This is a genomic window from Pantoea sp. X-Soil-OKNW-556 (assembly GCF_059730695.1).
In genome coordinates, this window is the sequence record NZ_AP035990.1 from 2,363,080 (window position 1) to 2,382,608 (window position 19,529).

The following is a 19,529-nucleotide window of genomic DNA, read 5'->3' on the forward strand; positions in this document are numbered from 1 at the left end:
AAGAATGTAGAACGATTAGCTATAAGGATGGTGAAAAGGCCAGCTGACGCTGGCCTTGGGGGGATTACTTCTTCGCTTCCTGCCAACTGCCATCGATATAGAAGGCAGACCAACCGGTCGCTTTGCCCTCTTTCTCCGAAGCAACATACTGTTGTTTCGTTTTACGGCTAAAACGCACCATGGTTTTGTTGCCTTCCGGATCGGCTGCCGGCGCTTCCGCCAGGTACTTCAGTTTCTCAGGCAGGCGATCGGCGAAACGCTGCAACTCTTCCACCAGTGGTGCACGGGTTTCGCGTGATTTCGGGAAGGTGTTGGCTGCGAGGAACACGCCAGCAGCACCGTCACGCAACACAAAATAAGCGTCTGACTTCTCACACGGCAGTTCTGGCAACGGGACCGGATCTTCCTTCGGCGGTGCCACTTCACCATTACGCAGGATTTTACGGGTATTTTTACACTCGTCGTTGGTACAGGCCATGTACTTACCAAAACGCCCCATTTTCAGGTGCATTTCCGAGCCACATTTTTCACACTCAACAATCGGGCCGTCGTACCCTTTGATACGGAACTCACCTTGCTCGATCTCGTAGCCGTCACATTCCGGGTTATTACCGCAGACGTGCAACTTGCGCTGATTATCAATCAGATAGCTGTCCATCGCGGTGCCGCATTTCTGGCAACGACGACGGGCGCGCAACGCGTTGGTTTCGGCGTCGTCACCTTCCAGCACGTTGAGTACTTCATTTTCCGGGATCAGGTTGATGGTTTGCTTGCAACGCTCTTTCGGCGGCAAGGCATAACCTGAACAGCCAAGGAACACGCCGGTGCTGGCAGTACGAATCCCCATCTTACGTCCACAGGTTGGACAATCGATAGATGTCAGCACCATCTGGTTCGGCTGCATGCCGCCCTCTTCCGGTTCTTTTTCCGCCTGGTCCAGCTGCTGGCTAAAATCGCTAAAGAACGAATCCAGCACGCCCTTCCATTCAGCCTGATTATTCGCGACCTGGTCGAGGCTGTCTTCCATATGGGCTGTGAAATCGTAGTTCATCAGCTCGCGGAAGTTTTCTTCCAGACGATCGGTCACAATCTCACCCATCTTCTCGGCATAGAAACGGCGGTTTTCTACCCGCACATAACCACGATCCTGGATGGTCGAGATAATCGAAGCGTAGGTCGAAGGACGACCAATACCGCGTTTTTCCAGTTCACGTACCAGCGAAGCTTCGCTGAAACGGGCTGGCGGTTTGGTGAAATGCTGGCTTGGCAGCACTTCTTTGAGATCCAGCACATCACCCACGTTTACCGGTGGCAGCGTCAAATCTTCATCATTTTTACGCAGCGCGGGCATCACGCGCGTCCAGCCGTCAAAACGCAGTGTGCGTCCTTTGGCTTTCAGTTTGAAATCACCTGCGCCAACGGTCAGGGTGGTGGAATCATACTGCGCCGGTACCATCTGACAGGCGACAAACTGACGCCAAATCAGCTGATACAGTTTCTGCGCATCTGTTTCCATATCTTTAAGTTGGTCTGCTGCCACAGCCACATCAGAAGGACGAATCGCTTCGTGCGCTTCCTGCGAGTTATCTTTGCTGGCGTAGGTATTTGGCGCATCCGGCAGATATTTGGCACCGAAGTTTTTATCGATATAACCGCGTGCCATAGCAATGGCATCCTGACTCAGGTTGGTGGAGTCAGTACGCATATAAGTAATGTGGCCCGCTTCATACAGACGCTGTGCCATCATCATGGTTTTCTTCACCCCGAAGCCGAGACGCGTGCTGGCCGCCTGTTGCAACGTGGAAGTGATAAAGGGCGCAGAAGGTTTGCTGCTGGTCGGTTTGTCTTCACGGTCCAGTACGTCGTAACGCGCTTTTTGCAGCAACGCCACCGCGGCATAGGTTTGCTCGCGGTTAACCGGACGGAACGCCTTGTCACCCTGATGAGTCACCTGCATAGCCAGTGCATCACCTTTCGGCGTCACCAGGTCAGCATCAACTTCCCAGTATTCTTCCGGAACGAAGGCTTTGATTTCACGTTCGCGCTCAACCACCAGGCGCACTGCCACCGACTGCACACGTCCGGCAGAGAGGCCTCGGGCGATTTTTTTCCACAGCAGCGGAGAAACCATATAACCCACCACGCGGTCCATAAAACGGCGCGCCTGTTGGGCATTAACACGTTCGATATTCAGTTCGCCAGGCTTCTCAAACGCCTGACGAATCGCATTTTTGGTGATTTCGTTAAACACCACGCGGCTGAAACGCTTGTCATCACCACCGATCACTTCCCGCAGGTGCCAGGCAATGGCTTCCCCTTCGCGGTCAAGGTCGGTTGCGAGATAGATATGGTCAGCATCGGCAGCCAGGCTTTTTAGCTCAGAGACCACTTTCTCTTTGCCTGGCAGAATTTGATAATCTGCCTGCCAGCCATGCCAGGGATCCACGCCCATACGGTTGACCAGCGCGGCTTTTTCGTCTTTTTTGACCTTTTTGCCAGCCGGTTTCGCTTTTTCCCCATCGGCAGTTTTACGGGCAGTTGAACCACTGGTCGGCAAATCACGGATATGACCGACGCTGGATTTCACCACGTAGTCATTACCGAGGTATTTATTGATTGTTTTGGCCTTTGCCGGGGACTCAACGATGACGAGTGCTTTACCCATATGTACCTTTACCTAATTGAAACGTCCTGATAAACGGGAGAGGATTGAAGACCCTAAAACCCAATGGGTTCAATATTGCTGCCACTGTTTCACTTTTCAAGGCAACCGGGACAATCTCAGGTCAGATTGCATCGACTTATGCAACTTTATGATTAGGAGCGAGTTTTCCATCTGACAATATCACACATCCCAGTGTGATCTCCCTGAAATCTGAATCGCCCACACTCTACCTGATAAAATCCGTTACGCAACTTAATTAGCATCCTGGTTAATTTTGCGCCAACTTAACACTCCCGCGCGGGTTTGCACCTTATGCTCACTGGCAAGTAATATAGAAGGAGAAAAGAGGCTGTCAAAAAAGGAGTGAATAATGTCAGCATTTACGGAATCCATTTCGCGCCAGGCGTTACTGGAAAAGGCCAATCAACTGATCAAAGAACACGATGATTATTTTGCCGGTATGGAAGCGACTGATGTCATCCAGCAACGCGATGTGCTGGTGTTTCGCGGCCCGTTGTTTCTCGATAACGACGAGTTACCGACCGCCAAAACCACCGCGGTATTTAACGTGTTTAAATACCTGGCTATCACCTTCTCGTCCCAGTATCACCTTGAATAAAACGGCTTATCAGCTGTGATACGTAGCAGCGCGATAAATCGTGCCGCTACGTATGTGCTTTACAGCAGCGGCTTATTACCACGCTGCCACATTTTCAGAATCAGTCGTTCTGCGGCAAGACTGGCGCTATGGGTCATACGATCGATCATTTTACGTTTGCGCGCATAATGCACACCCAGCACGGTGAAGCGTTCCATCTGATTGATAATCAGCGCATCGCTGGTGCCAATCTCATCCACCAGCCCCAGTTCCAGCGCCTGGCGCCCGTACCAATGTTCACCCGTAGCGACTTTTTCCACATCCAGCCCTGGGCGCATCTGATGGACAAAATTTTTGAACAGCAGATGAGTTTCATTCAGGTCTTCACGAAACTTGTCACGCCCTTCATCGGTATTTTCACCGAACAAAGTCAGGGTGCGCTTATATTGCCCGGCGGTATGCAGTTCAACATCAATATCGTTTCGCTTTAGCAGGCGATTAAAATTAGGAATCTGCGCCACTACCCCGATTGAGCCGATGATTGAGAAAGGTGCGGCAACGATACGATCGGCCACGCACGCCATCATATAACCGCCGCTGGCCGCTACCTTATCTACCGCTGCCGTCAGCGTCAGGCCAGCATCGCGCAGACGTTGCAGCTGCGAAGCCGCCAGGCCGTAGCCGTGCACCACACCGCCCGGGCTTTCCAGCTTCAGCAGCACCTCATCGCCAGGCGTTGCCACCGCCAGCACAGCGGAGATCTCTTCACGCAACGAACTGACTTCTCCGGCGTCCATGCTGCCTTTAAATTCCAGCACGTAAAGCGTCGGCTTTTCGGTCTCCGTCACGCCTGTTTTCGCCTGTCGTTTGGCGAGTTTAGCTTTTTGTTTCTCTTCTTTTTTATGTTGCTTCAACCAAACTTTTTGCGCTTGCGGTTTCATCTTCGCCAACTGCAAATCTTCTTTCATCTGGCGGTAGTCTTCATCCAGATGGGTTAAGCGCAGCTGACCACCGCTGTGACGTTTCCGCATCGCCGCATTGAGCACAATCAGAACAATAGCTGCGATCGTCACCACTAAGGTGACGGCCTTGGCCAGAAATAATCCATAACTGGAGAGTAAATCCATTCTGCCGCCTTATTAAACAGTGAATTACAAACAAAGCCCGAGTTTACCCGCTTTAGTGGCATTCGTCGCCTGAATTGCCCGCGGGCGGCACAGAAAGCGCGGTTGAGCGATTGCGCCAGCCCGCAAATTAAGGCATAAAGCCAAAAAACCTTCTGACCTGTGCAAAGGACATCGCTGTGCATTATCAACCGAAAAGCGATCTGCTTGAAAACCGTATTATCCTGGTAACCGGCGCTTCAGACGGTATTGGCCGTGAAGCCGCGTTAACCTATGCGCGCTATGGCGCGCAGGTGATCCTGCTGGGGCGCAACCCGCACACCTTGCAGCAAACTGAACAGGCGATTAATCAGCTGCAAAAAAAACCGGCATCCACCCTGCTGCTGGATTTTGCCCATGCCACGCCTGAGAGCTGCCAGCAACTGGCGCAACAACTGGCGCAGCAAGTGCCGCGCCTCGACGGGGTGCTGCACAACGCGGGCATCCTCGGTGAGATTGTCCCCCTGGCAGAGCTGGAGCCGCATATCTGGCGTCAGGTGATGCAGATTAACCTTGATGCTACCTTCTACCTCACTCAGGCCCTGCTGCCATTGCTGCTGAAATCCGATGCCGGATCGCTGATCTTTACCACCTCGAGCGTCGGTCGCGTTGGTCGCTCCGGTTGGGGGGCGTATGCGGTATCGAAATTCGCCACCGAGGGGATGATGCAGGTGCTGGCAGATGAATACAAAAACCGCCATTTACGGGTGAACTGCATCAATCCCGGCGGCACCCGCACCAAAATGCGCGCCAGTGCCTTCCCGCAGGAAGATGCCAGCCTGCTGAAAACCCCGGCGGATTTGATGCCGTTGTATCTTTATTTAATGGGTGATGACAGCCGCCGCAAGACTGGCATCAGTTTTGATGCTCAGCCAGGACGCAAACCCGGACCGGCCAGCGCATGAGTGAACAACGACATCAACAACGTCAGCAGCGTTTGAAAGAACAGGTTGATGCACGCATCAAAGCGGCGAATGAGGTGCGCGGCATTCTGATGGTGTTTACCGGCAATGGCAAAGGCAAGACCACCGCCGCGTTTGGCACAGCCCTGCGCGCTTGTGGTCACGGTAAAAAAGTTGCTGCTATTCAGTTCATTAAAGGTGAATGGCCCAACGGCGAGCGTAATCTGCTGGAACAGCACGGAGTGGAATTCCAGGTGATGGCGACCGGCTTTACCTGGGAAACCCAGAACCGGGCGACCGATACCGCCGCTTGCCAGCAGGTGTGGCAACATGCAAAACGTATGCTGGCGGATCCGCAACTGGATTTAGTGATTCTGGATGAGATCACTTACATGGTTAGCATGGATTATCTGGATCTGGATGAACTGGTCGCCGCATTGCAGCAACGGCCCGCGGGACAGAGCGTGATCATTACCGGCCGCGGCTGCCATCGCAGCTTAACCGAGCTGGCGGATACCGTGACGGAAATGCGTCCGGTGAAACACGCCTTTGATGCCGGGATTCAGGCCCAGCAGGGTATTGACTGGTAAAAAAGACGCCGGGCTGGCGTCCTTTTTATTCTCAGGCGCCGCGTTTGCTGCTACGGCGTGGTGAGTTGCTCACCTGGCTGTGCCGCTTCACCGCACGGCGGATCTGGTTGGCTTTGGTACGACGGCGATCTTTCTCCACCGCAACTTTGGTCACCGTCTCTTCCGGCATCCCCACCAGGGTACGCAGATAGTTCACCGCCGGTAATTCCAGCTCCATCCAGCCACCGCGCGGCAGCCCCTTCGGTAGTTGGATATCACCATAACGCACACGCATCAGGCGGCTCACCTGCACGCCTACCGCTTCCCATAAACGACGAACTTCACGGTTACGTCCTTCGGTCAGCGTGACGTTGTACCACTGGTTGATCCCTTCACCACCTGCAAAACGCAGGGTTTTGAACGCAGCAGGACCGTCTTCCAGTTGCACGCCCTTGCTCAGTTGACGAATTTTATCGTCGCCCACTTCACCGAACACGCGCACGGCATATTCACGCTCGACTTCACGGCTGGGATGCATCAGGCGGTTCGCCAGTTCCCCGTCGGTGGTGAACAGCAGCAAGCCACAGGTGTTCACGTCCAGACGGCCAACGGCAATCCAGCGGGAACCGCGCAGGCGCGGCAGACGATCAAACACCGTCGGACGACCTTCCGGATCGTTACGCGTACAGAGTTCGCCTTCAGGTTTGTAGTAGGCTAACACCCGGCATACTTCGGTGGTGGATTCAGCGATGGACACCAGATGCCCATCGATGCGGATTTTCAGGGATTTGTCGCTTTCGATGCGATCGCCCAGCGTCGCCAGTTTGCCGTCAACGCTGACGCGTCCGGCTGAAATCATGGTTTCGATTTCACGGCGCGAGCCATGACCGGCGCGCGCTAACACTTTCTGTAATTTCTCGCTCATTGAGCAGCCTCGTTGTCGCCTTCCCAGGCGTCGTGGTAAGAAGGTACAGATACAGGGATTACCAGTTCCCATATCGGAATTCGGATTAACCGCCAGACCTTCAGGCGGCCCGCGATTTTACACTAAGCATAGCAGCGTTAAAACCTTTTACTTTTCTGCCGATAACAATGGTCGCGCAGATTTCCATCACCCTGGGGTCAAAAATCCCATCCATTCGCCAGACTAATAAATCACATTCTGCGCTACGCAGCGACTTTGACTCAACCCTCTGAATTTTTGTCTTTTTAGCTTAAGACTTTCCTGGCTTAAACCGACCTCACTTAAACAAACTGATACATTAGCCAGACTCAAGGCTCATATCGCAGCAGAGCTATCTGTACTTATGATAAAGTGCCATTTCAAAGACCAAGCCTTAAGGTAAAAACAGGATAAAACTCCACTCAAAAAGGTTAAGTAAGTTTCGTAAGCGCATTAAATGTAAATCCTCAGCCAAATAATATCGTGGATTGGATTATATCTATATTTTCCGATTTATTTGATAAAGGTTAAATTTCTGAATTGTTCTGAATTAAAAATTGTGTAAAATTTGAGCCTGAAATCCAGTGCATCGTAAAAATAAAAAAATTAAGCCTTACTTTTTATTATCGATTTACCAACAAATCATTAACGAGCACTGTGAAATTTCATTGATATTATAAACCGGCGCGCGCGGGAGCTGTTGCGTTAATTCATTCAGGTACGAATTAAACTTGCATGCCAAAAATCTTCACCAGGGATTTTGCCGGCATGCCTGAATAAAGATGACTATTATGAGAACGTCACTGCTTTGGCCTGCGCTCGCCGCGCTGGCACTGAGCGGTTGTTCCGTGGGCCATACTGAGTACAGCCGTGCGGCGCTGCAACACGTTGATATGAGCGTGACCGGCATCCCGACTGTACTGGGTTTAGGTGTCCTTGGCACAACCATTCCCTTAACGCCAGAATACAGCCTGACCGCCGCGCACGTTGCAACCACTGCCGTCCAGCGTGTGAAGGCTTATCATCCGTATTGTGATGTGGCAATTATTTATCACAAGAACGATCCCAGTACCCTGGTTAAATTCCGCAAAAGCAACATTGGCGAACCGATTAAGATGTACGGTTACAGTTTTGTTTCTGCCATGCCAGTGGAATCAAGTGGCGTTAATTTAGCGCGCACTGCAATTAACAATCGCTGGAATAAAAAACCTTGTGTCGCAATGGCAACCAATGCCGGTGTTGTACAGGGAATGTCGGGCGGCGCGGTTTATAATGCAGACCAGACGATGGCCGGCGTTATTGTCGGCTATAGCCACCGGATTGATAATATTCGTAGCGGTCAGGCAGTGTTGAAAGATGTGTCGCTGTATATTCCGTACGGTGAATTCAGGAGCTGGCTGGAGAGAAATATTGGTCAGACACCCGACAGCGCACCTGACCACACATAATTACTGGAACGGGCGAATATCGCCCACCCCTTCACGCACGATGACCGGAGCATCGCTGGTGAGATCGATAACCGTGGTCGGCTGCTGTCCCAGCGTGCCGCCATCGATGATCAGGTCCACCAGCTTGCCGATGCTGTGCTGAATCTCTTCCGGATCGGATTCGGTGAAATCGTTGCCTGGCAGCATCAGCGAGGTCGACATCATCGGTTCGTTGAGCGCTTCCAGCAGTGCCAGAGCCACCGGGTTCGACGGCACACGCAGACCAATGGTCTTACGTTTGTCGTTCATCAGGCGACGCGGCACCTCTTTGGTCGCTTTCAGAATAAAGGTGTAGCTTCCCGGCGTGTTGTTTTTAATGATGCGAAACGCCGAGTTGTCCACCTGTGAATAGGTCGAAAGCTCCGATAAATCACGGCACATCAGGGTAAAGTTGTGATGCCCATCCAGCTGACGAATGCGGCAAATACGCTCCATGGCATTTTTCTCTTCGAGACGGCAGCCCAGCGCGTAACCGGAATCGGTCGGATAGACAATCACCCCACCTTTGTTGAGATAGTCAACCGCCTGGTTGACCAGACGCGGTTGCGGATTTTCCGGATGAATATGGAACAATTGACTCATAAAAACCTCATATCACCTGTCGCTGGGGTTCAGCTCAGGCGCAAGCACGGGAAAGCGTTCCCAGATCGGTTCCACACCGCCTGGTAACCACAGCTTGCGACCCAGTTCGATCCACGGACAGGGTTGGTGAAAATCAGATCCCTGCGACGCTGCCAGCTGATGTTCGCGGGCATACGTTGCCAGCTGGCTACGTTCGTTTGGTGCCTGCTGGCATTGCGCCACTTCCATTGCATCGCCACCTGCATCCGTGAAATGGGCGATCAGTCGTCTCAGCCATTTGCCGGAAAGACCGTAACGTCCGGGGTGTGCCAGCACGGCAAAGCCACCAGAATCATGAATTGCATCAATGGCTTGTTTAATTGTACACCATTGCGGAGGCACATAACCGGTTTTCCCACGCGCCAGGTAGTTCTTAAACACCTGGGCAAGGTTATCCGCTTTCCCGATTTCAACCAGATAGCGGGCAAAATGGCCGCGCGTGATCACCCCACCCTGTGCCAGACGCTGCGCTCCGTCCAGCGCACCAGGAATTCGTGCGCGCTCCAGCCGTTCGGCGATCAGCAGCGCCCGTTGCTCACGGCAGTGATGTTGCTGCGCCAGGAATTGGGTCAGTGCCAGATGCTGGCAGTCGACATGCAATCCGACAATATGGATTTCATGATTTTCCCATAACGTTGAGGCTTCCAGCCCGGCGACCACTTTAAGCGGCAAGTTCTGCTGCGCTACCGTTTGTTGCGCTTCCGCCACCCCGGCAACGGTATCGTGATCGGTAATGGCGAGCACGCCGACACGCATCTCCACTGCACGCTGCACCAGCGCCGCAGGGGTCAGCACGCCGTCAGAAGCCAGCGTATGGCTGTGTAAATCGTAAAGGGGAAAACGGGGAATGTCCGACAAGGATAGCTCCAGCAACTGCATAAACCGGCAGGCATGATACCGATTTTGCCCTTAACTGAAAAAGGGTATTGACTTTTTTCAGCCGAACCAGTTAACTAGTACACAAGTTCACACGTAACGGGTATTTAATCATGGCTGTTGTTCACACGCATTCAAATGGTTGGTGGCGCGATGTTCCCGAACACGGGCGACGTCGTCGTGCACAACTTGCGTAAACGCTGTGCAGATACCTGAGCCCGCCACCGAGCGGGCTTTTTTTTGAGCTAAATTCAGAGAATTCATCATGCCAAATGCGAAACCTACATTGAAGTTGATTACCGGCACCGCGCCCTATCGCGAAGATCCGGCCGCAGTGTTTCATCAATTATGCGGCGCACGTCCGGCAACCCTGCTGCTTGAATCCGCCGATATCGACAGCAAACGTAACCTGAAAAGCCTGTTAATCGTGGATAGCGCCCTGCGTATCAGCGCTACCGGCAATGTGGTCACTGTTCAGGCACTGTCTGAGAATGGCCGCTCATTGCTGGCGCTGCTGGATGAAGCATTACCGCAGGCGGTGCAGATTGCTGTACGTCCCGATGGCCGTGAGCTGCACTTCCCGCAACCCCAGGATTTACAGGATGAAGATTCGCGCCTGAAAGCGTTGTCGGTGTTTGACGCGTTACGTCTGATTCCGCAACTGGTGCAAAGCCCGGAGGAAGAGCGTGAGGCGATGTTCCTCGGTGGATTATTCGCCTATGACCTGGTGGCCGGTTTCGAAGAATTACCTGAGCTTCGCAATGATCAGCGCTGCCCGGATTACTGCTTCTATCTGGCAGAAACCTTGCTGGTGATTGACCATCAGACGCGCAGTGCTCGCCTACAGGCCAGCCTGTTCTGCCCTTCCACCAGCGAGTTCCAGCGTCTGCAAAGTCGTGTCGAACAGTTGCGTGGACAGATGACACAGCCCGCACCCGCCTTGCCGGTGCAAACCGTAGAACATATGGCCCTCAGCACCAACCAAAGCGATGAGGTCTATTGCAACGTGGTGAGCCAGATGCAGGAAGCCATTCGCATTGGTGAGATCTTCCAGGTGGTGCCATCGCGTCGTTTCTCGTTGCCTTGCCCGTCACCGCTGGCGGCCTATGACACGCTGAAAAACAGCAACCCCAGCCCGTATATGTTCTTTATGCAGGACCAGGATTTCGCGCTGTTCGGTGCCTCGCCGGAAAGCTCGCTGAAATACGATGCCACCAGTCGTCAGATTGAAATCTACCCAATCGCCGGTACACGCCCGCGTGGCCGTCATGCCGATGGCTCGCTGGATCGCGATCTGGACAGCCGTATCGAGCTTGAAATGCGTACCGACCATAAAGAGCTGGCCGAACATCTGATGCTGGTCGATCTGGCGCGTAACGATCTGGCACGCATCTGTGTGCCGGGCAGCCGCTATGTCGCCGATCTGACCAGCGTTGACCGCTACACCTATGTGATGCATCTGGTTTCCCGCGTGGTGGGTACGTTACGTCATGACCTGGATGTGCTGCATGCCTATCGTGCGGTGATGAACATGGGCACCCTGAGCGGCGCGCCTAAAGTGCGCGCCATGCAACTGATTGCCAACGCCGAAGGCACCCGTCGCGGCAGCTATGGCGGTGCGGTCGGTTACTTCACTGCGCACGGCGACCTCGACACTTGTATCGTCATTCGTTCTGCCTGGGTGGAAGATGGCGTCGCCACGGTGCAAGCCGGTGCCGGTATCGTGTTGGATTCTCAGCCCCAGGCGGAAGCCGATGAAAGCCGTAATAAAGCCCGCGCGGTGCTGCGCGCGATTGCCACCGCCCATCACTGCAAGGAGATTTTCTGATGGCCGATATCCTGCTGCTCGATAATATCGACTCCTTTACTTACAACCTCGTTGATCAGCTGCGGACTTTCGGCCACAACGTGGTGATCTACCGTAATAACCTGCCAGCGGAGCTGTTGGTTGAACGCTTACAGCAGATGGAAAACCCGGTGCTGATGCTGTCTCCCGGACCGGGCGCGCCGAAAGATGCCGGTTGTATGCCGGAACTGTTGCGCACCCTGCGTGGCCGCCTGCCGATTATCGGTATCTGCCTCGGCCATCAGGCGATTGTTGAAGCCTATGGCGGCCAGGTAGGTCAGGCCGGTGAAATTCTGCATGGTAAAGCGTCCTCCATTACCCATGACGGGATTGGCATGTTTGCCGGTCTGAGCAATCCCCTGCCCGTCGCGCGCTATCACTCACTGGTGGGGAGCAATACCCCAGCCGAGCTGACGGTGAACGCCAGCTACAACGGCATGGTGATGGCGGTACGTCACGATGCCGATCGCGTATGCGGCTTCCAGTTCCATCCTGAATCTATTCTGACCACCCAAGGCGCACGTTTGTTAGAGCAGACGCTGGCCTGGGCGCTGGCGAAGTAATAGGGAGATAATGATGCAAGCTATTCTGGAAAAACTTTATCAGGCCCAGACGCTGACTCAGGCAGAAAGCCATCAGCTGTTTAGCGCCATTATTACCGGCCAACTGGAACCGACCCAACTGGCGGCTGCGCTGATTGCCATGAAAGTGCGTGGCGAGCGCCCGGAAGAGATCGCCGGTGCTGCGTCAGCGCTGCTGGAAGATGCCAAACCCTTCCCGCGCCCGGATTACACCTTTGCCGATATCGTTGGCACCGGTGGTGATGGCAGCAACAGCATTAATATCTCCACCGCCAGCGCCTTTGTTGCGGCGACCTGTGGCCTGAAAGTCGCCAAGCATGGCAACCGCAGCGTATCGAGCAAATCCGGTTCGTCCGACCTGCTGGCGGCGTTTGGCATCAATCTGGACATGCCGCCAGAGCAAGCGCGCCAGGCGCTGGATGATCTGAACGTCTGTTTCCTGTTCGCGCCGCAATATCACAGCGGTTTCCGTCACGCGATGCCGGTACGTCAGCAACTGAAAACCCGCACCCTGTTCAACGTACTCGGTCCGTTGATTAACCCGGCGCGTCCACCGCTGGCGGTGATCGGCGTGTACAGCCCGGAGCTGGTGCTGCCGATTGCCCAGACGTTGAAAGTGCTCGGCTACCAGCGCGCCGCCGTGGTGCACGGTGGCGGAATGGACGAAGTGGCGTTGCATAGCCCAACCCAGGTGGCGGAGCTGCGTGACGGCGAAATTACCGGCTATCAGCTGACGCCAGATGACTTTGGTTTCCGCTTCCACGACAAAGAAGCGCTGGCGGGCGGTACACCGGAAGAAAACCGTGACATTCTGACGCGTTTACTCCAGGGTAAAGGCCAGCAAGCGCACGAGGAAGCCGTTGCGGTGAACGTGGCGATGTTGCTGAAAGTATTTGGTAATGAAGATTTGCGTGACAACGCACAACGCGCCATAACCGCCATTCGCAGCGGTCAGGCCTATGAACGCGTTGTCGCACTGGCAGCGAGAGGATGAGATGAGCATTAAGGGAACCGTGTTAGAAAAAATTGTGCTGGATAAAGCCGTCTGGGTCGAGGCGCGTAAAGCGCAGCAGCCGCTGACCACTTTCCAGAACAGCCTGCAACCGGCCGAACGCCATTTTTACGATGCGCTGCGCGGTACACGAACTGCCTTTATTCTGGAATGCAAAAAGGCGTCACCGTCGAAGGGACTGATTCGCGAGGACTTTGATCCCGCGACCATCGCCGGTATTTATCGGAACTATGCCTCCGCCGTTTCCGTATTGACCGATGAAAAATACTTCCAGGGCAACTTCGAGTTTCTGCCCATCGTCAGTGCGGCGATCACGCAACCGGTGCTGTGCAAAGATTTTATCATCGACCCTTATCAGATCTACCTGGCGCGTCATTACCAGGCCGATGCCATTCTGTTGATGCTGTCGGTGTTGGATGACGAGCAGTACCGCCAACTGGCCGCGGTGGCCCACAGCCTGAAAATGGGTGTGCTGACCGAGGTTAGCAACGAAGAAGAGCTGGAACGCGCCATCGCGCTGGAAGCCAAAGTGGTAGGCATCAATAACCGCGACCTGCGCGACCTGTCGATTGACCTGAATCGTACACGCCAGCTTGCCCCACGCCTCAGCCACGGCGTAACAGTGATTAGTGAGTCCGGCATTCATAACTATGCACAGATCCGTGAACTCAGCCATTTTGCCAATGGTTTCCTGATTGGTTCGGCGCTGATGGAAGAAGATGACCTCAACGCAGGCGTGCGTCGCGTATTGTTGGGTGACAACAAGGTGTGTGGCCTGACCCGTGCGGAAGATGCGCGCAGCGCCCATGAGGCCGGTGCCATTTATGGTGGGGTGATTTTTGCCGCAGGCTCGCCACGTCAGGTGAGTACGCAACAGGCGCAGGCGGTGATCGCCGCTGCACCGTTGAAATACGTTGGCGTGTTTCGCAATCAGGGCATAAGTGACATTGTCACGCAAGTCACTGCGCTCAACCTGTTCGCCGTCCAGTTGCATGGCGATGAAAACCCGGCATTTGTTGCCGAACTGCGTCAGGCATTGCCGGAAACCGTACAGATCTGGAAAGCGCTGAGTATCAAAGATACGCTCCCTGCGCGCGACTGGCCGCATGTTGACCGCTATGTATTGGATAATGGTCAGGGCGGTACCGGCCAGCGTTTTGACTGGTCACTGTTGCAGGGACAGGATCTCAGCAATGTGCTGCTGGCGGGCGGATTAAGCGCCGACAACTGTGTCGAAGCGGCACAACTGGGTTGCGCCGGTCTGGACTTCAATTCTGGTGTGGAATCGTCGCCGGGCATTAAAGATGCCAGCAAAATTGCCGCAGTGTTCCGCACCTTACGCGCCTATTAATTTCTCTTGCCCGCCGGGAGCGGGCTGGATAAGGAAGATGAGAAGATGACGTTACTGAATCCCTATTTTGGCGAGTTTGGCGGGCAATATGTGCCGCAAATCCTGATGCCCGCTCTGCGTCAGCTGGAAGCGGCATTTGTCGAAGCCCAGCGCGATCCGGATTTTCAGGCCGAATTTACTGACCTGCTGAAAAACTATGCCGGTCGCCCCACGGCGCTGACGCTGTGCCGCAACCTGACCAAAGGCACCAAAACCCGCCTGTATCTGAAGCGTGAAGATTTGCTGCACGGCGGCGCGCACAAAACTAACCAGGTGCTTGGTCAGGCATTGCTGGCAAAGCGCATGGGCAAAAATGAAATCATCGCGGAAACCGGTGCGGGTCAGCACGGCGTCGCCTCTGCCCTGGCCTGTGCGCTGCTGGGTATGAAGTGCCGCATTTATATGGGCGCGAAAGACGTGGAGCGCCAGTCACCTAATGTGTTCCGTATGCGCCTGATGGGTGCAGAGGTGATCCCGGTGCACAGCGGCTCCGCCACGCTGAAAGATGCCTGTAACGAGGCGTTGCGTGACTGGTCCGGCAGCTATGAAACCGCACACTACATGCTCGGCACCGCGGCAGGTCCACACCCCTTCCCGACCATTGTGCGCGAGTTCCAGCGTATGATTGGCGAAGAGACCAAAGCGCAGATTCTGGAAAAAGAAGGTCGCTTACCGGATGCAGTTCTGGCATGTGTCGGCGGTGGCTCGAATGCCATCGGCATGTTCGCTGACTTTATCGATGAAACCAGCGTTGGTCTGATCGGCGTTGAACCGGCAGGTCACGGTATCGAAACCGGTGAGCATGGCGCACCGCTCAAGCATGGCCGAGTAGGCATCTACTTCGGCATGAAAGCGCCGATGATGCAGACCGAAGAAGGCCAGATTGAGGAGTCGTACTCTATCTCGGCGGGTCTTGATTTCCCGTCGGTGGGACCACAACACGCCCATCTCAACAGCATTGGTCGTGCTGAATATGTGTCGATCACCGACGACGAAGCACTGGACGCCTTTAAGCAACTCTCCCGTGCCGAGGGGATTATCCCGGCACTGGAGTCTTCACACGCCCTCGCCCATGCGTTGAAGATGATCCGTGAAAACCCGGAAAAAGAGCAGTTGCTGGTGGTTAACCTGTCTGGCCGCGGCGATAAAGACATTTTTACCGTTCACGATATTTTGAAAGCGAAGGGAGAGATCTGATGGAACGTTACAATCAGCTGTTTAAACGTCTGTCGGCGAACAAAGAAGGTGCGTTCGTTCCTTTCGTCACGCTGGGCGATCCGTCGCCAGAGATGTCGCTGAAGATTATTGATGCGCTGGTCGCGGGTGGTGCCGATGCGCTGGAATTAGGCATTCCGTTCTCCGATCCGCTGGCCGATGGTCCGACCATCCAGAACGCCACTTTGCGCGCTTTTGCCGCCGGAACCACCACCGCACAATGCTTTGAAATTTTGGCAGCCGTACGCCAGAAATACCCTGAGCTGCCAATTGGCCTGTTGATGTACGCCAACCTGGTGTTCAGCAAAGGGATCGATAACTTCTACGCCCAGTGCGCAGCCGTTGGTGTCGATTCCGTCCTGGTGGCCGATGTGCCGGTGGAAGAATCCGCCCCGTTCCGTCAGGCGGCAATGCGCCACAATGTGGCACCGATCTTTATCTGCCCGCCGAATGCCGATGATGATCTGCTGCGTGAAATTGCTTCGCATGGCCGTGGTTATACTTACCTGCTGTCACGCGCCGGAGTGACCGGTTCTGAAAACCGTGCCCATGTGCCGTTGCAGCACCTGATCGACAAATTGCGTGAATACCATGCTGCTCCGCCGTTGCAGGGCTTTGGTATCTCTGAACCGGGTCAGGTGAAAGAAGCCGTCAGCGCCGGTGCTGCCGGTGCCATTTCTGGTTCTGCTATTGTGAAGATTATTGAACGTAATCAACATCAACCAGAGACCTTGCTGAGCGAACTGCAAGCCTTTGTCAGCAATCTGAAGGCCGCAACCCGTTAATCGCCCCGCCTTATCTGCCGCACGGCGGATAAGGCGTTCTCCCTACTCCAGTGGAAAGGTTTGCTCATCACCAGAGCCATCCGGATAAACCAGCCTGAGAGTGAGATTGTCTTCGCTGATACGCCAGGTGATCTTCTCATCGTCCGGACCGATGCGCCAACGTGCATCACTGTCGGGATTATCCGCCATCCAAATCACCCGGTCCTCCTGTAAACGACAACGAATCGCCCAGCGCGAATGATCCGATGGACGCAGATAATGCACCCAGGCAACGCCCTGTTCGTCGACTTTGTCCAGTTGCATGATGCGGAAATTACGCCCGAAGCTAATGGCGGCGGTCGCCTTACAGATGGTGCCCAGGTGCGGATTAATCAGCCGGGATTCCGCCTGCGCGTGTGGCACCGGCAATGTCTGGCTGGCAAAAAGTTGTAACCAGGAAAGGTAGCCAACGGTGGCGATGATCAGGATAAGGGTTTTTTTCATTGTTTGATCCCTGAAGGCAGCGGCTGAGGTGTTCACAGCGTAACCGATTGCCAAATAAAGCAATGGGATCAATAAGTGGCAAAAAACGCCATATTCCGTGTTTTTTCCACCCGGTCATTTGACCATTCCCAACCGCCACACCACACTTTAATCGCACCGTCACATCGCGGTGAAACATCATGTATGACAAGGAGATAACCGATGAATTTGTTCAAAGTCGTTGCAGGATTGCTGATGGCTGCGGTGATGGCGCTGGCACTCAGCGCATGTGCACCTACGTCAACGCAGGAAGGAACCGGGGGTTACATCGATGACACGGTGATTACCACCAAGGTGAAAACAGAGTTGTTGAAAGATGACTCGCTGAAATCCACGGAGATCAATGTGGAAACTTTCAAAGGGCGCGTACAGTTGAGTGGATTCGTCAGTTCACCGCAAATGGCGAACCGTGCCGTGGCGGTGACACGCACCGTCGCCGGTGTTAAATCTGTCGTAAATAATATGCAAATCAAATAAGTTATCGGGCGACTATCTGGTCGCCCGATTTTATTGCACTACATCTTAATATTATCAGGACATTTCTAAATCAACCCGTCTTCTTTCTCATCCTTTGATTATTTTATCCCGTCTGTGTCGTTTTTATAATTCACACGAAAAAAGGTGATAACCACCGTTTCTTGTTAATCACACAGCAAATGAATAATCAAAAGGATATTCCCTGATGAAACTTAAACATCGGACGTTGCTATCTTTAGTAATTGGTAGCATCTGTGCTGGCTCCGTACCCAGTGTATTTGGTCATGGTGGCTTAGTTGAGCCACCAGCACGTCAGTATTATTGCAATCAAAACCAGAATCTTGATGTCTGCAAAAAAGCCTCCGCAGAAAGCAATGATGGTGGTCAGTCGATTTATACCTGGCAAGAGTTGACAGGTTTTGTTGGTGGTAATCACAGCGCAGAACAAGCCAGAAAAGAGATCCCCAGCACCCTCATTTGCTCAGGTACCGATAAAGGGAGAGGATTCAGTTCACCGCGCGCCGAATGGCACACCACGCTGATCAAGCCAGACAGCAACGGTAAGGTCAAAATGCGTTATGGCTATACGCAACCTCATGACCCTTCATGGATTGAATTCTATATCAGTAAAAAAGGGTACAATCCGGCAGAGAAAGCCCTGGGCTGGGACGATGTGGAGTTACTGGATACCGTTGTTTCTTCCAAAGCAACTCAAAAAAGACCAGGAGACGTTCCGGGCGCTTACTCCAGCTACGAAGATTTTAATATCACCATTCCGGCAGACCGTACCGGCCGTGCCGTGATTTTTTCACGCTGGCAGCGTAATGACCCCGCTGGTGAAGGCTTTTACAACTGTAGTGATGTGATAATCGATCAGCCAGGAAGTGGTGAATTACCGACTGAACCCGAGAATCCGGGTGGTGAGGATGGCGGTCAAACTACCGATTGGTTTGAATACAGTAAATTTGCCCACGAGCACAAACCGGTAGCCGGTGAATATGTTCACTTCCGTTTGATGGGTGGCACTAAAGGTACCAACCTGGTTGATATTAAAAAAGAGATCACTGCCGCTAACGTTAATGATAAATGGATTGCTGAGCTGGCAACTGAAATTAACACCAACCATTCCAATTTTGTTCTGATCGGTAAGCAAAGCACCAGCGGCAGTATTTCATTTGACCCAACCGATCTTCGTAATAATGGTATCTTCTTACAAGATAATATGCAGTCAGTTGTTATGACTGTTGAAAAAGCAACGAATGCACCGGTTGCGGTGGCAGGGACCAACTTTACCGTTGAGAGCAATAAAGAATCCCGTAATTATCCACTGGATGGCTCTGCCAGTAAGAATGCGGATACCTATAAGTGGACGATTGTCTCGGGTCACGATATCGGCGCAATGCAAACCCTGGACAATGGAGCATGGGTGCAGAGCGTCAGCACAGCGAAAGCCCGTGCGCTGATCAAACCTGGCACAAGCGGTAAGGTTACCTACCGCCTGACAGTGAAAAAAGGTGATAAAACCGATAGCAGTGATATCACTGTGACGGTAAAAGCGACAGAAACCAAACCGATCGCCAATCTGGAAATTCAGGGTAACGACACCATTTCAACAGGAAACCTGCGTGCAACCCTGAGTGCGGCCAATTCAACCTTACCGGGTAATGCTTCACTCGATACCGCTAAGTTTGAGTGGTCGGTGCTGAACAACGCGAATAAGATTGTGTTCAAACATCGACATGGTCAGATTGCGACTCTCGATTATCCGGCCTCAGTAGTAATGGAAGATTTCGATGTTGACGTTCAGGTAAAAATTACCGACCCCAACACGGGCCTTTCTTCAACTGCCACCCAGACGGTTAAAGTTCGCCGTTAAT

Annotated in this window: 16 protein-coding genes, 1 pseudogene and 1 other annotated feature; of the genes and pseudogenes, 11 read left to right on the forward strand and 6 right to left on the reverse strand. The window is 53.5% G+C overall.

What is annotated here, in order from left to right; genetic code table 11:
- Nucleotides 1-64: 64 nt before the first annotated feature.
- Complete coding sequence (gene topA / locus AC6I8T_RS10985; protein WP_021183094.1) at nucleotides 65-2,665, reverse strand: type I DNA topoisomerase; 2,601 nt, start codon at nucleotides 2,663-2,665, stop codon at nucleotides 65-67.
- Between the two features lie 370 nt (nucleotides 2,666-3,035).
- On the opposite strand from topA, the gene AC6I8T_RS10990 reads away from it, so the two are divergent.
- Nucleotides 3,036-3,284: a DUF2498 family protein gene (locus AC6I8T_RS10990; RefSeq protein ID WP_021183093.1), complete on the forward strand. Its 249-nt coding sequence runs from the start codon at nucleotides 3,036-3,038 to the stop codon at nucleotides 3,282-3,284.
- 59 nt (nucleotides 3,285-3,343) lie between these two features.
- Here AC6I8T_RS10990 and sohB read toward each other — a convergent pair whose 3' ends face one another.
- Nucleotides 3,344-4,390 (reverse strand): protease SohB, encoded by a 1,047-nt coding sequence (sohB, locus tag AC6I8T_RS10995; RefSeq protein ID WP_208723513.1) that lies wholly within the window; start codon nucleotides 4,388-4,390, stop codon nucleotides 3,344-3,346.
- A 176-nt stretch (nucleotides 4,391-4,566) separates the two neighbouring features.
- On the opposite strand from sohB, the gene AC6I8T_RS11000 reads away from it, so the two are divergent.
- Complete coding sequence (locus tag AC6I8T_RS11000) at nucleotides 4,567-5,331, forward strand: YciK family oxidoreductase (protein WP_021183091.1); 765 nt, start codon at nucleotides 4,567-4,569, stop codon at nucleotides 5,329-5,331.
- On the forward strand, nucleotides 5,328-5,918 hold the full coding sequence (gene cobO / locus AC6I8T_RS11005; protein ID WP_208723515.1) for a cob(I)yrinic acid a,c-diamide adenosyltransferase: 591 nt from the start codon (nucleotides 5,328-5,330) through the stop codon (nucleotides 5,916-5,918). The genes AC6I8T_RS11000 and cobO overlap by 4 nt, the downstream gene beginning before the upstream one ends.
- 31 nt (nucleotides 5,919-5,949) lie before the next feature.
- Here the strand turns inward: cobO and rluB are convergent, their stop codons facing one another.
- Nucleotides 5,950-6,822 (reverse strand): 23S rRNA pseudouridine(2605) synthase RluB, encoded by an 873-nt coding sequence (gene rluB / locus AC6I8T_RS11010; protein WP_021183089.1) that lies wholly within the window; start codon nucleotides 6,820-6,822, stop codon nucleotides 5,950-5,952.
- Nucleotides 6,823-7,631: 809 nt separating this feature from the next.
- Between rluB and AC6I8T_RS11015 the strand changes: the two genes are divergently transcribed.
- Nucleotides 7,632-8,288: a serine protease gene (locus AC6I8T_RS11015; RefSeq protein WP_208723516.1), complete on the forward strand. Its 657-nt coding sequence runs from the start codon at nucleotides 7,632-7,634 to the stop codon at nucleotides 8,286-8,288.
- Here the strand turns inward: AC6I8T_RS11015 and AC6I8T_RS11020 are convergent, their stop codons facing one another.
- On the reverse strand, nucleotides 8,289-8,909 hold the full coding sequence (locus tag AC6I8T_RS11020; protein ID WP_021183086.1) for an L-threonylcarbamoyladenylate synthase: 621 nt from the start codon (nucleotides 8,907-8,909) through the stop codon (nucleotides 8,289-8,291). It lies immediately after the preceding gene.
- A 12-nt stretch (nucleotides 8,910-8,921) separates the two neighbouring features.
- The gene (rnm, locus tag AC6I8T_RS11025; RefSeq protein WP_302474890.1) at nucleotides 8,922-9,806 is read right to left on the reverse strand and encodes an RNase RNM; all 885 of its coding nucleotides are present in this window, start codon (nucleotides 9,804-9,806) and stop codon (nucleotides 8,922-8,924) included.
- Between the two features lie 155 nt (nucleotides 9,807-9,961).
- Nucleotides 9,962-10,066, forward strand: a sequence feature (Trp leader region).
- Between the two features lie 23 nt (nucleotides 10,067-10,089).
- On the opposite strand from rnm, the gene AC6I8T_RS11030 reads away from it, so the two are divergent.
- The 5 genes and pseudogenes from AC6I8T_RS11030 to trpA all read left to right on the forward strand — a co-directional run bounded on the left by AC6I8T_RS11030 (nucleotide 10,090) and on the right by trpA (nucleotide 16,653).
- The gene (locus AC6I8T_RS11030; RefSeq protein WP_208723518.1) at nucleotides 10,090-11,652 is read left to right on the forward strand and encodes an anthranilate synthase component 1; all 1,563 of its coding nucleotides are present in this window, start codon (nucleotides 10,090-10,092) and stop codon (nucleotides 11,650-11,652) included.
- Nucleotides 11,652-13,245: pseudogene (gene trpD / locus AC6I8T_RS11035) on the forward strand (bifunctional anthranilate synthase glutamate amidotransferase component TrpG/anthranilate phosphoribosyltransferase TrpD). Before AC6I8T_RS11030 ends, trpD begins: the two are co-directional and overlap by 1 nt.
- Nucleotide 13,246: 1 nt before the next feature.
- Nucleotides 13,247-14,614 (forward strand): bifunctional indole-3-glycerol-phosphate synthase TrpC/phosphoribosylanthranilate isomerase TrpF, encoded by a 1,368-nt coding sequence (trpCF, locus tag AC6I8T_RS11040; RefSeq protein WP_208723519.1) that lies wholly within the window; start codon nucleotides 13,247-13,249, stop codon nucleotides 14,612-14,614.
- A gap of 45 nt (nucleotides 14,615-14,659) precedes the next feature.
- Entirely contained in the window at nucleotides 14,660-15,850 is a 1,191-nt protein-coding gene (gene trpB, locus AC6I8T_RS11045) for a tryptophan synthase subunit beta (protein ID WP_208723520.1), read from the forward strand.
- Nucleotides 15,850-16,653: a tryptophan synthase subunit alpha gene (gene trpA, locus AC6I8T_RS11050; RefSeq protein WP_021183081.1), complete on the forward strand. Its 804-nt coding sequence runs from the start codon at nucleotides 15,850-15,852 to the stop codon at nucleotides 16,651-16,653. Before trpB ends, trpA begins: the two co-directional genes overlap by 1 nt.
- 42 nt (nucleotides 16,654-16,695) lie before the next feature.
- On the opposite strand, the gene AC6I8T_RS11055 is transcribed toward trpA, so the two are convergent.
- Nucleotides 16,696-17,136 carry a hypothetical protein gene (locus AC6I8T_RS11055; protein WP_497833822.1) on the reverse strand — a complete coding sequence of 147 codons (441 nt, stop codon included), beginning with the start codon at nucleotides 17,134-17,136 and terminating at the stop codon, nucleotides 16,696-16,698.
- 201 nt (nucleotides 17,137-17,337) lie between these two features.
- On the opposite strand from AC6I8T_RS11055, the gene AC6I8T_RS11060 reads away from it, so the two are divergent.
- Together AC6I8T_RS11060 and AC6I8T_RS11065 are read left to right on the forward strand one after the other, a co-directional pair.
- The gene (locus AC6I8T_RS11060) at nucleotides 17,338-17,652 is read left to right on the forward strand and encodes a BON domain-containing protein (RefSeq protein ID WP_208723522.1); all 315 of its coding nucleotides are present in this window, start codon (nucleotides 17,338-17,340) and stop codon (nucleotides 17,650-17,652) included.
- A 205-nt stretch (nucleotides 17,653-17,857) separates the two neighbouring features.
- The gene (locus AC6I8T_RS11065; RefSeq protein ID WP_208723523.1) at nucleotides 17,858-19,528 is read left to right on the forward strand and encodes a lytic polysaccharide monooxygenase; all 1,671 of its coding nucleotides are present in this window, start codon (nucleotides 17,858-17,860) and stop codon (nucleotides 19,526-19,528) included.
- Nucleotide 19,529 lies beyond the last annotated feature (1 nt).

What these genes read in the sequence shown, in the direction of transcription:
- topA (WP_021183094.1), bottom strand. Translation starts at nt 2,665, where the DNA reads ATGGGTAAAGCACTCGTCATCGTTGAGTCCCCGGCAAAGGCCAAAACA.
- AC6I8T_RS10990 (WP_021183093.1), top strand. Translation starts at nt 3,036, where the DNA reads ATGTCAGCATTTACGGAATCCATTTCGCGCCAGGCGTTACTGGAAAAG.
- sohB (WP_208723513.1), bottom strand. Translation starts at nt 4,390, where the DNA reads ATGGATTTACTCTCCAGTTATGGATTATTTCTGGCCAAGGCCGTCACC.
- cobO (WP_208723515.1), top strand. Translation starts at nt 5,328, where the DNA reads ATGAGTGAACAACGACATCAACAACGTCAGCAGCGTTTGAAAGAACAG.
- rluB (WP_021183089.1), bottom strand. Translation starts at nt 6,822, where the DNA reads ATGAGCGAGAAATTACAGAAAGTGTTAGCGCGCGCCGGTCATGGCTCG.
- AC6I8T_RS11015 (WP_208723516.1), top strand. Translation starts at nt 7,632, where the DNA reads ATGAGAACGTCACTGCTTTGGCCTGCGCTCGCCGCGCTGGCACTGAGC.
- AC6I8T_RS11020 (WP_021183086.1), bottom strand. Translation starts at nt 8,909, where the DNA reads ATGAGTCAATTGTTCCATATTCATCCGGAAAATCCGCAACCGCGTCTG.
- AC6I8T_RS11030 (WP_208723518.1), top strand. Translation starts at nt 10,090, where the DNA reads ATGCCAAATGCGAAACCTACATTGAAGTTGATTACCGGCACCGCGCCC.
- trpCF (WP_208723519.1), top strand. Translation starts at nt 13,247, where the DNA reads ATGAGCATTAAGGGAACCGTGTTAGAAAAAATTGTGCTGGATAAAGCC.
- trpB (WP_208723520.1), top strand. Translation starts at nt 14,660, where the DNA reads ATGACGTTACTGAATCCCTATTTTGGCGAGTTTGGCGGGCAATATGTG.
- trpA (WP_021183081.1), top strand. Translation starts at nt 15,850, where the DNA reads ATGGAACGTTACAATCAGCTGTTTAAACGTCTGTCGGCGAACAAAGAA.
- AC6I8T_RS11055 (WP_497833822.1), bottom strand. Translation starts at nt 17,136, where the DNA reads ATGAAAAAAACCCTTATCCTGATCATCGCCACCGTTGGCTACCTTTCC.
- AC6I8T_RS11060 (WP_208723522.1), top strand. Translation starts at nt 17,338, where the DNA reads ATGAATTTGTTCAAAGTCGTTGCAGGATTGCTGATGGCTGCGGTGATG.
- AC6I8T_RS11065 (WP_208723523.1), top strand. Translation starts at nt 17,858, where the DNA reads ATGAAACTTAAACATCGGACGTTGCTATCTTTAGTAATTGGTAGCATC.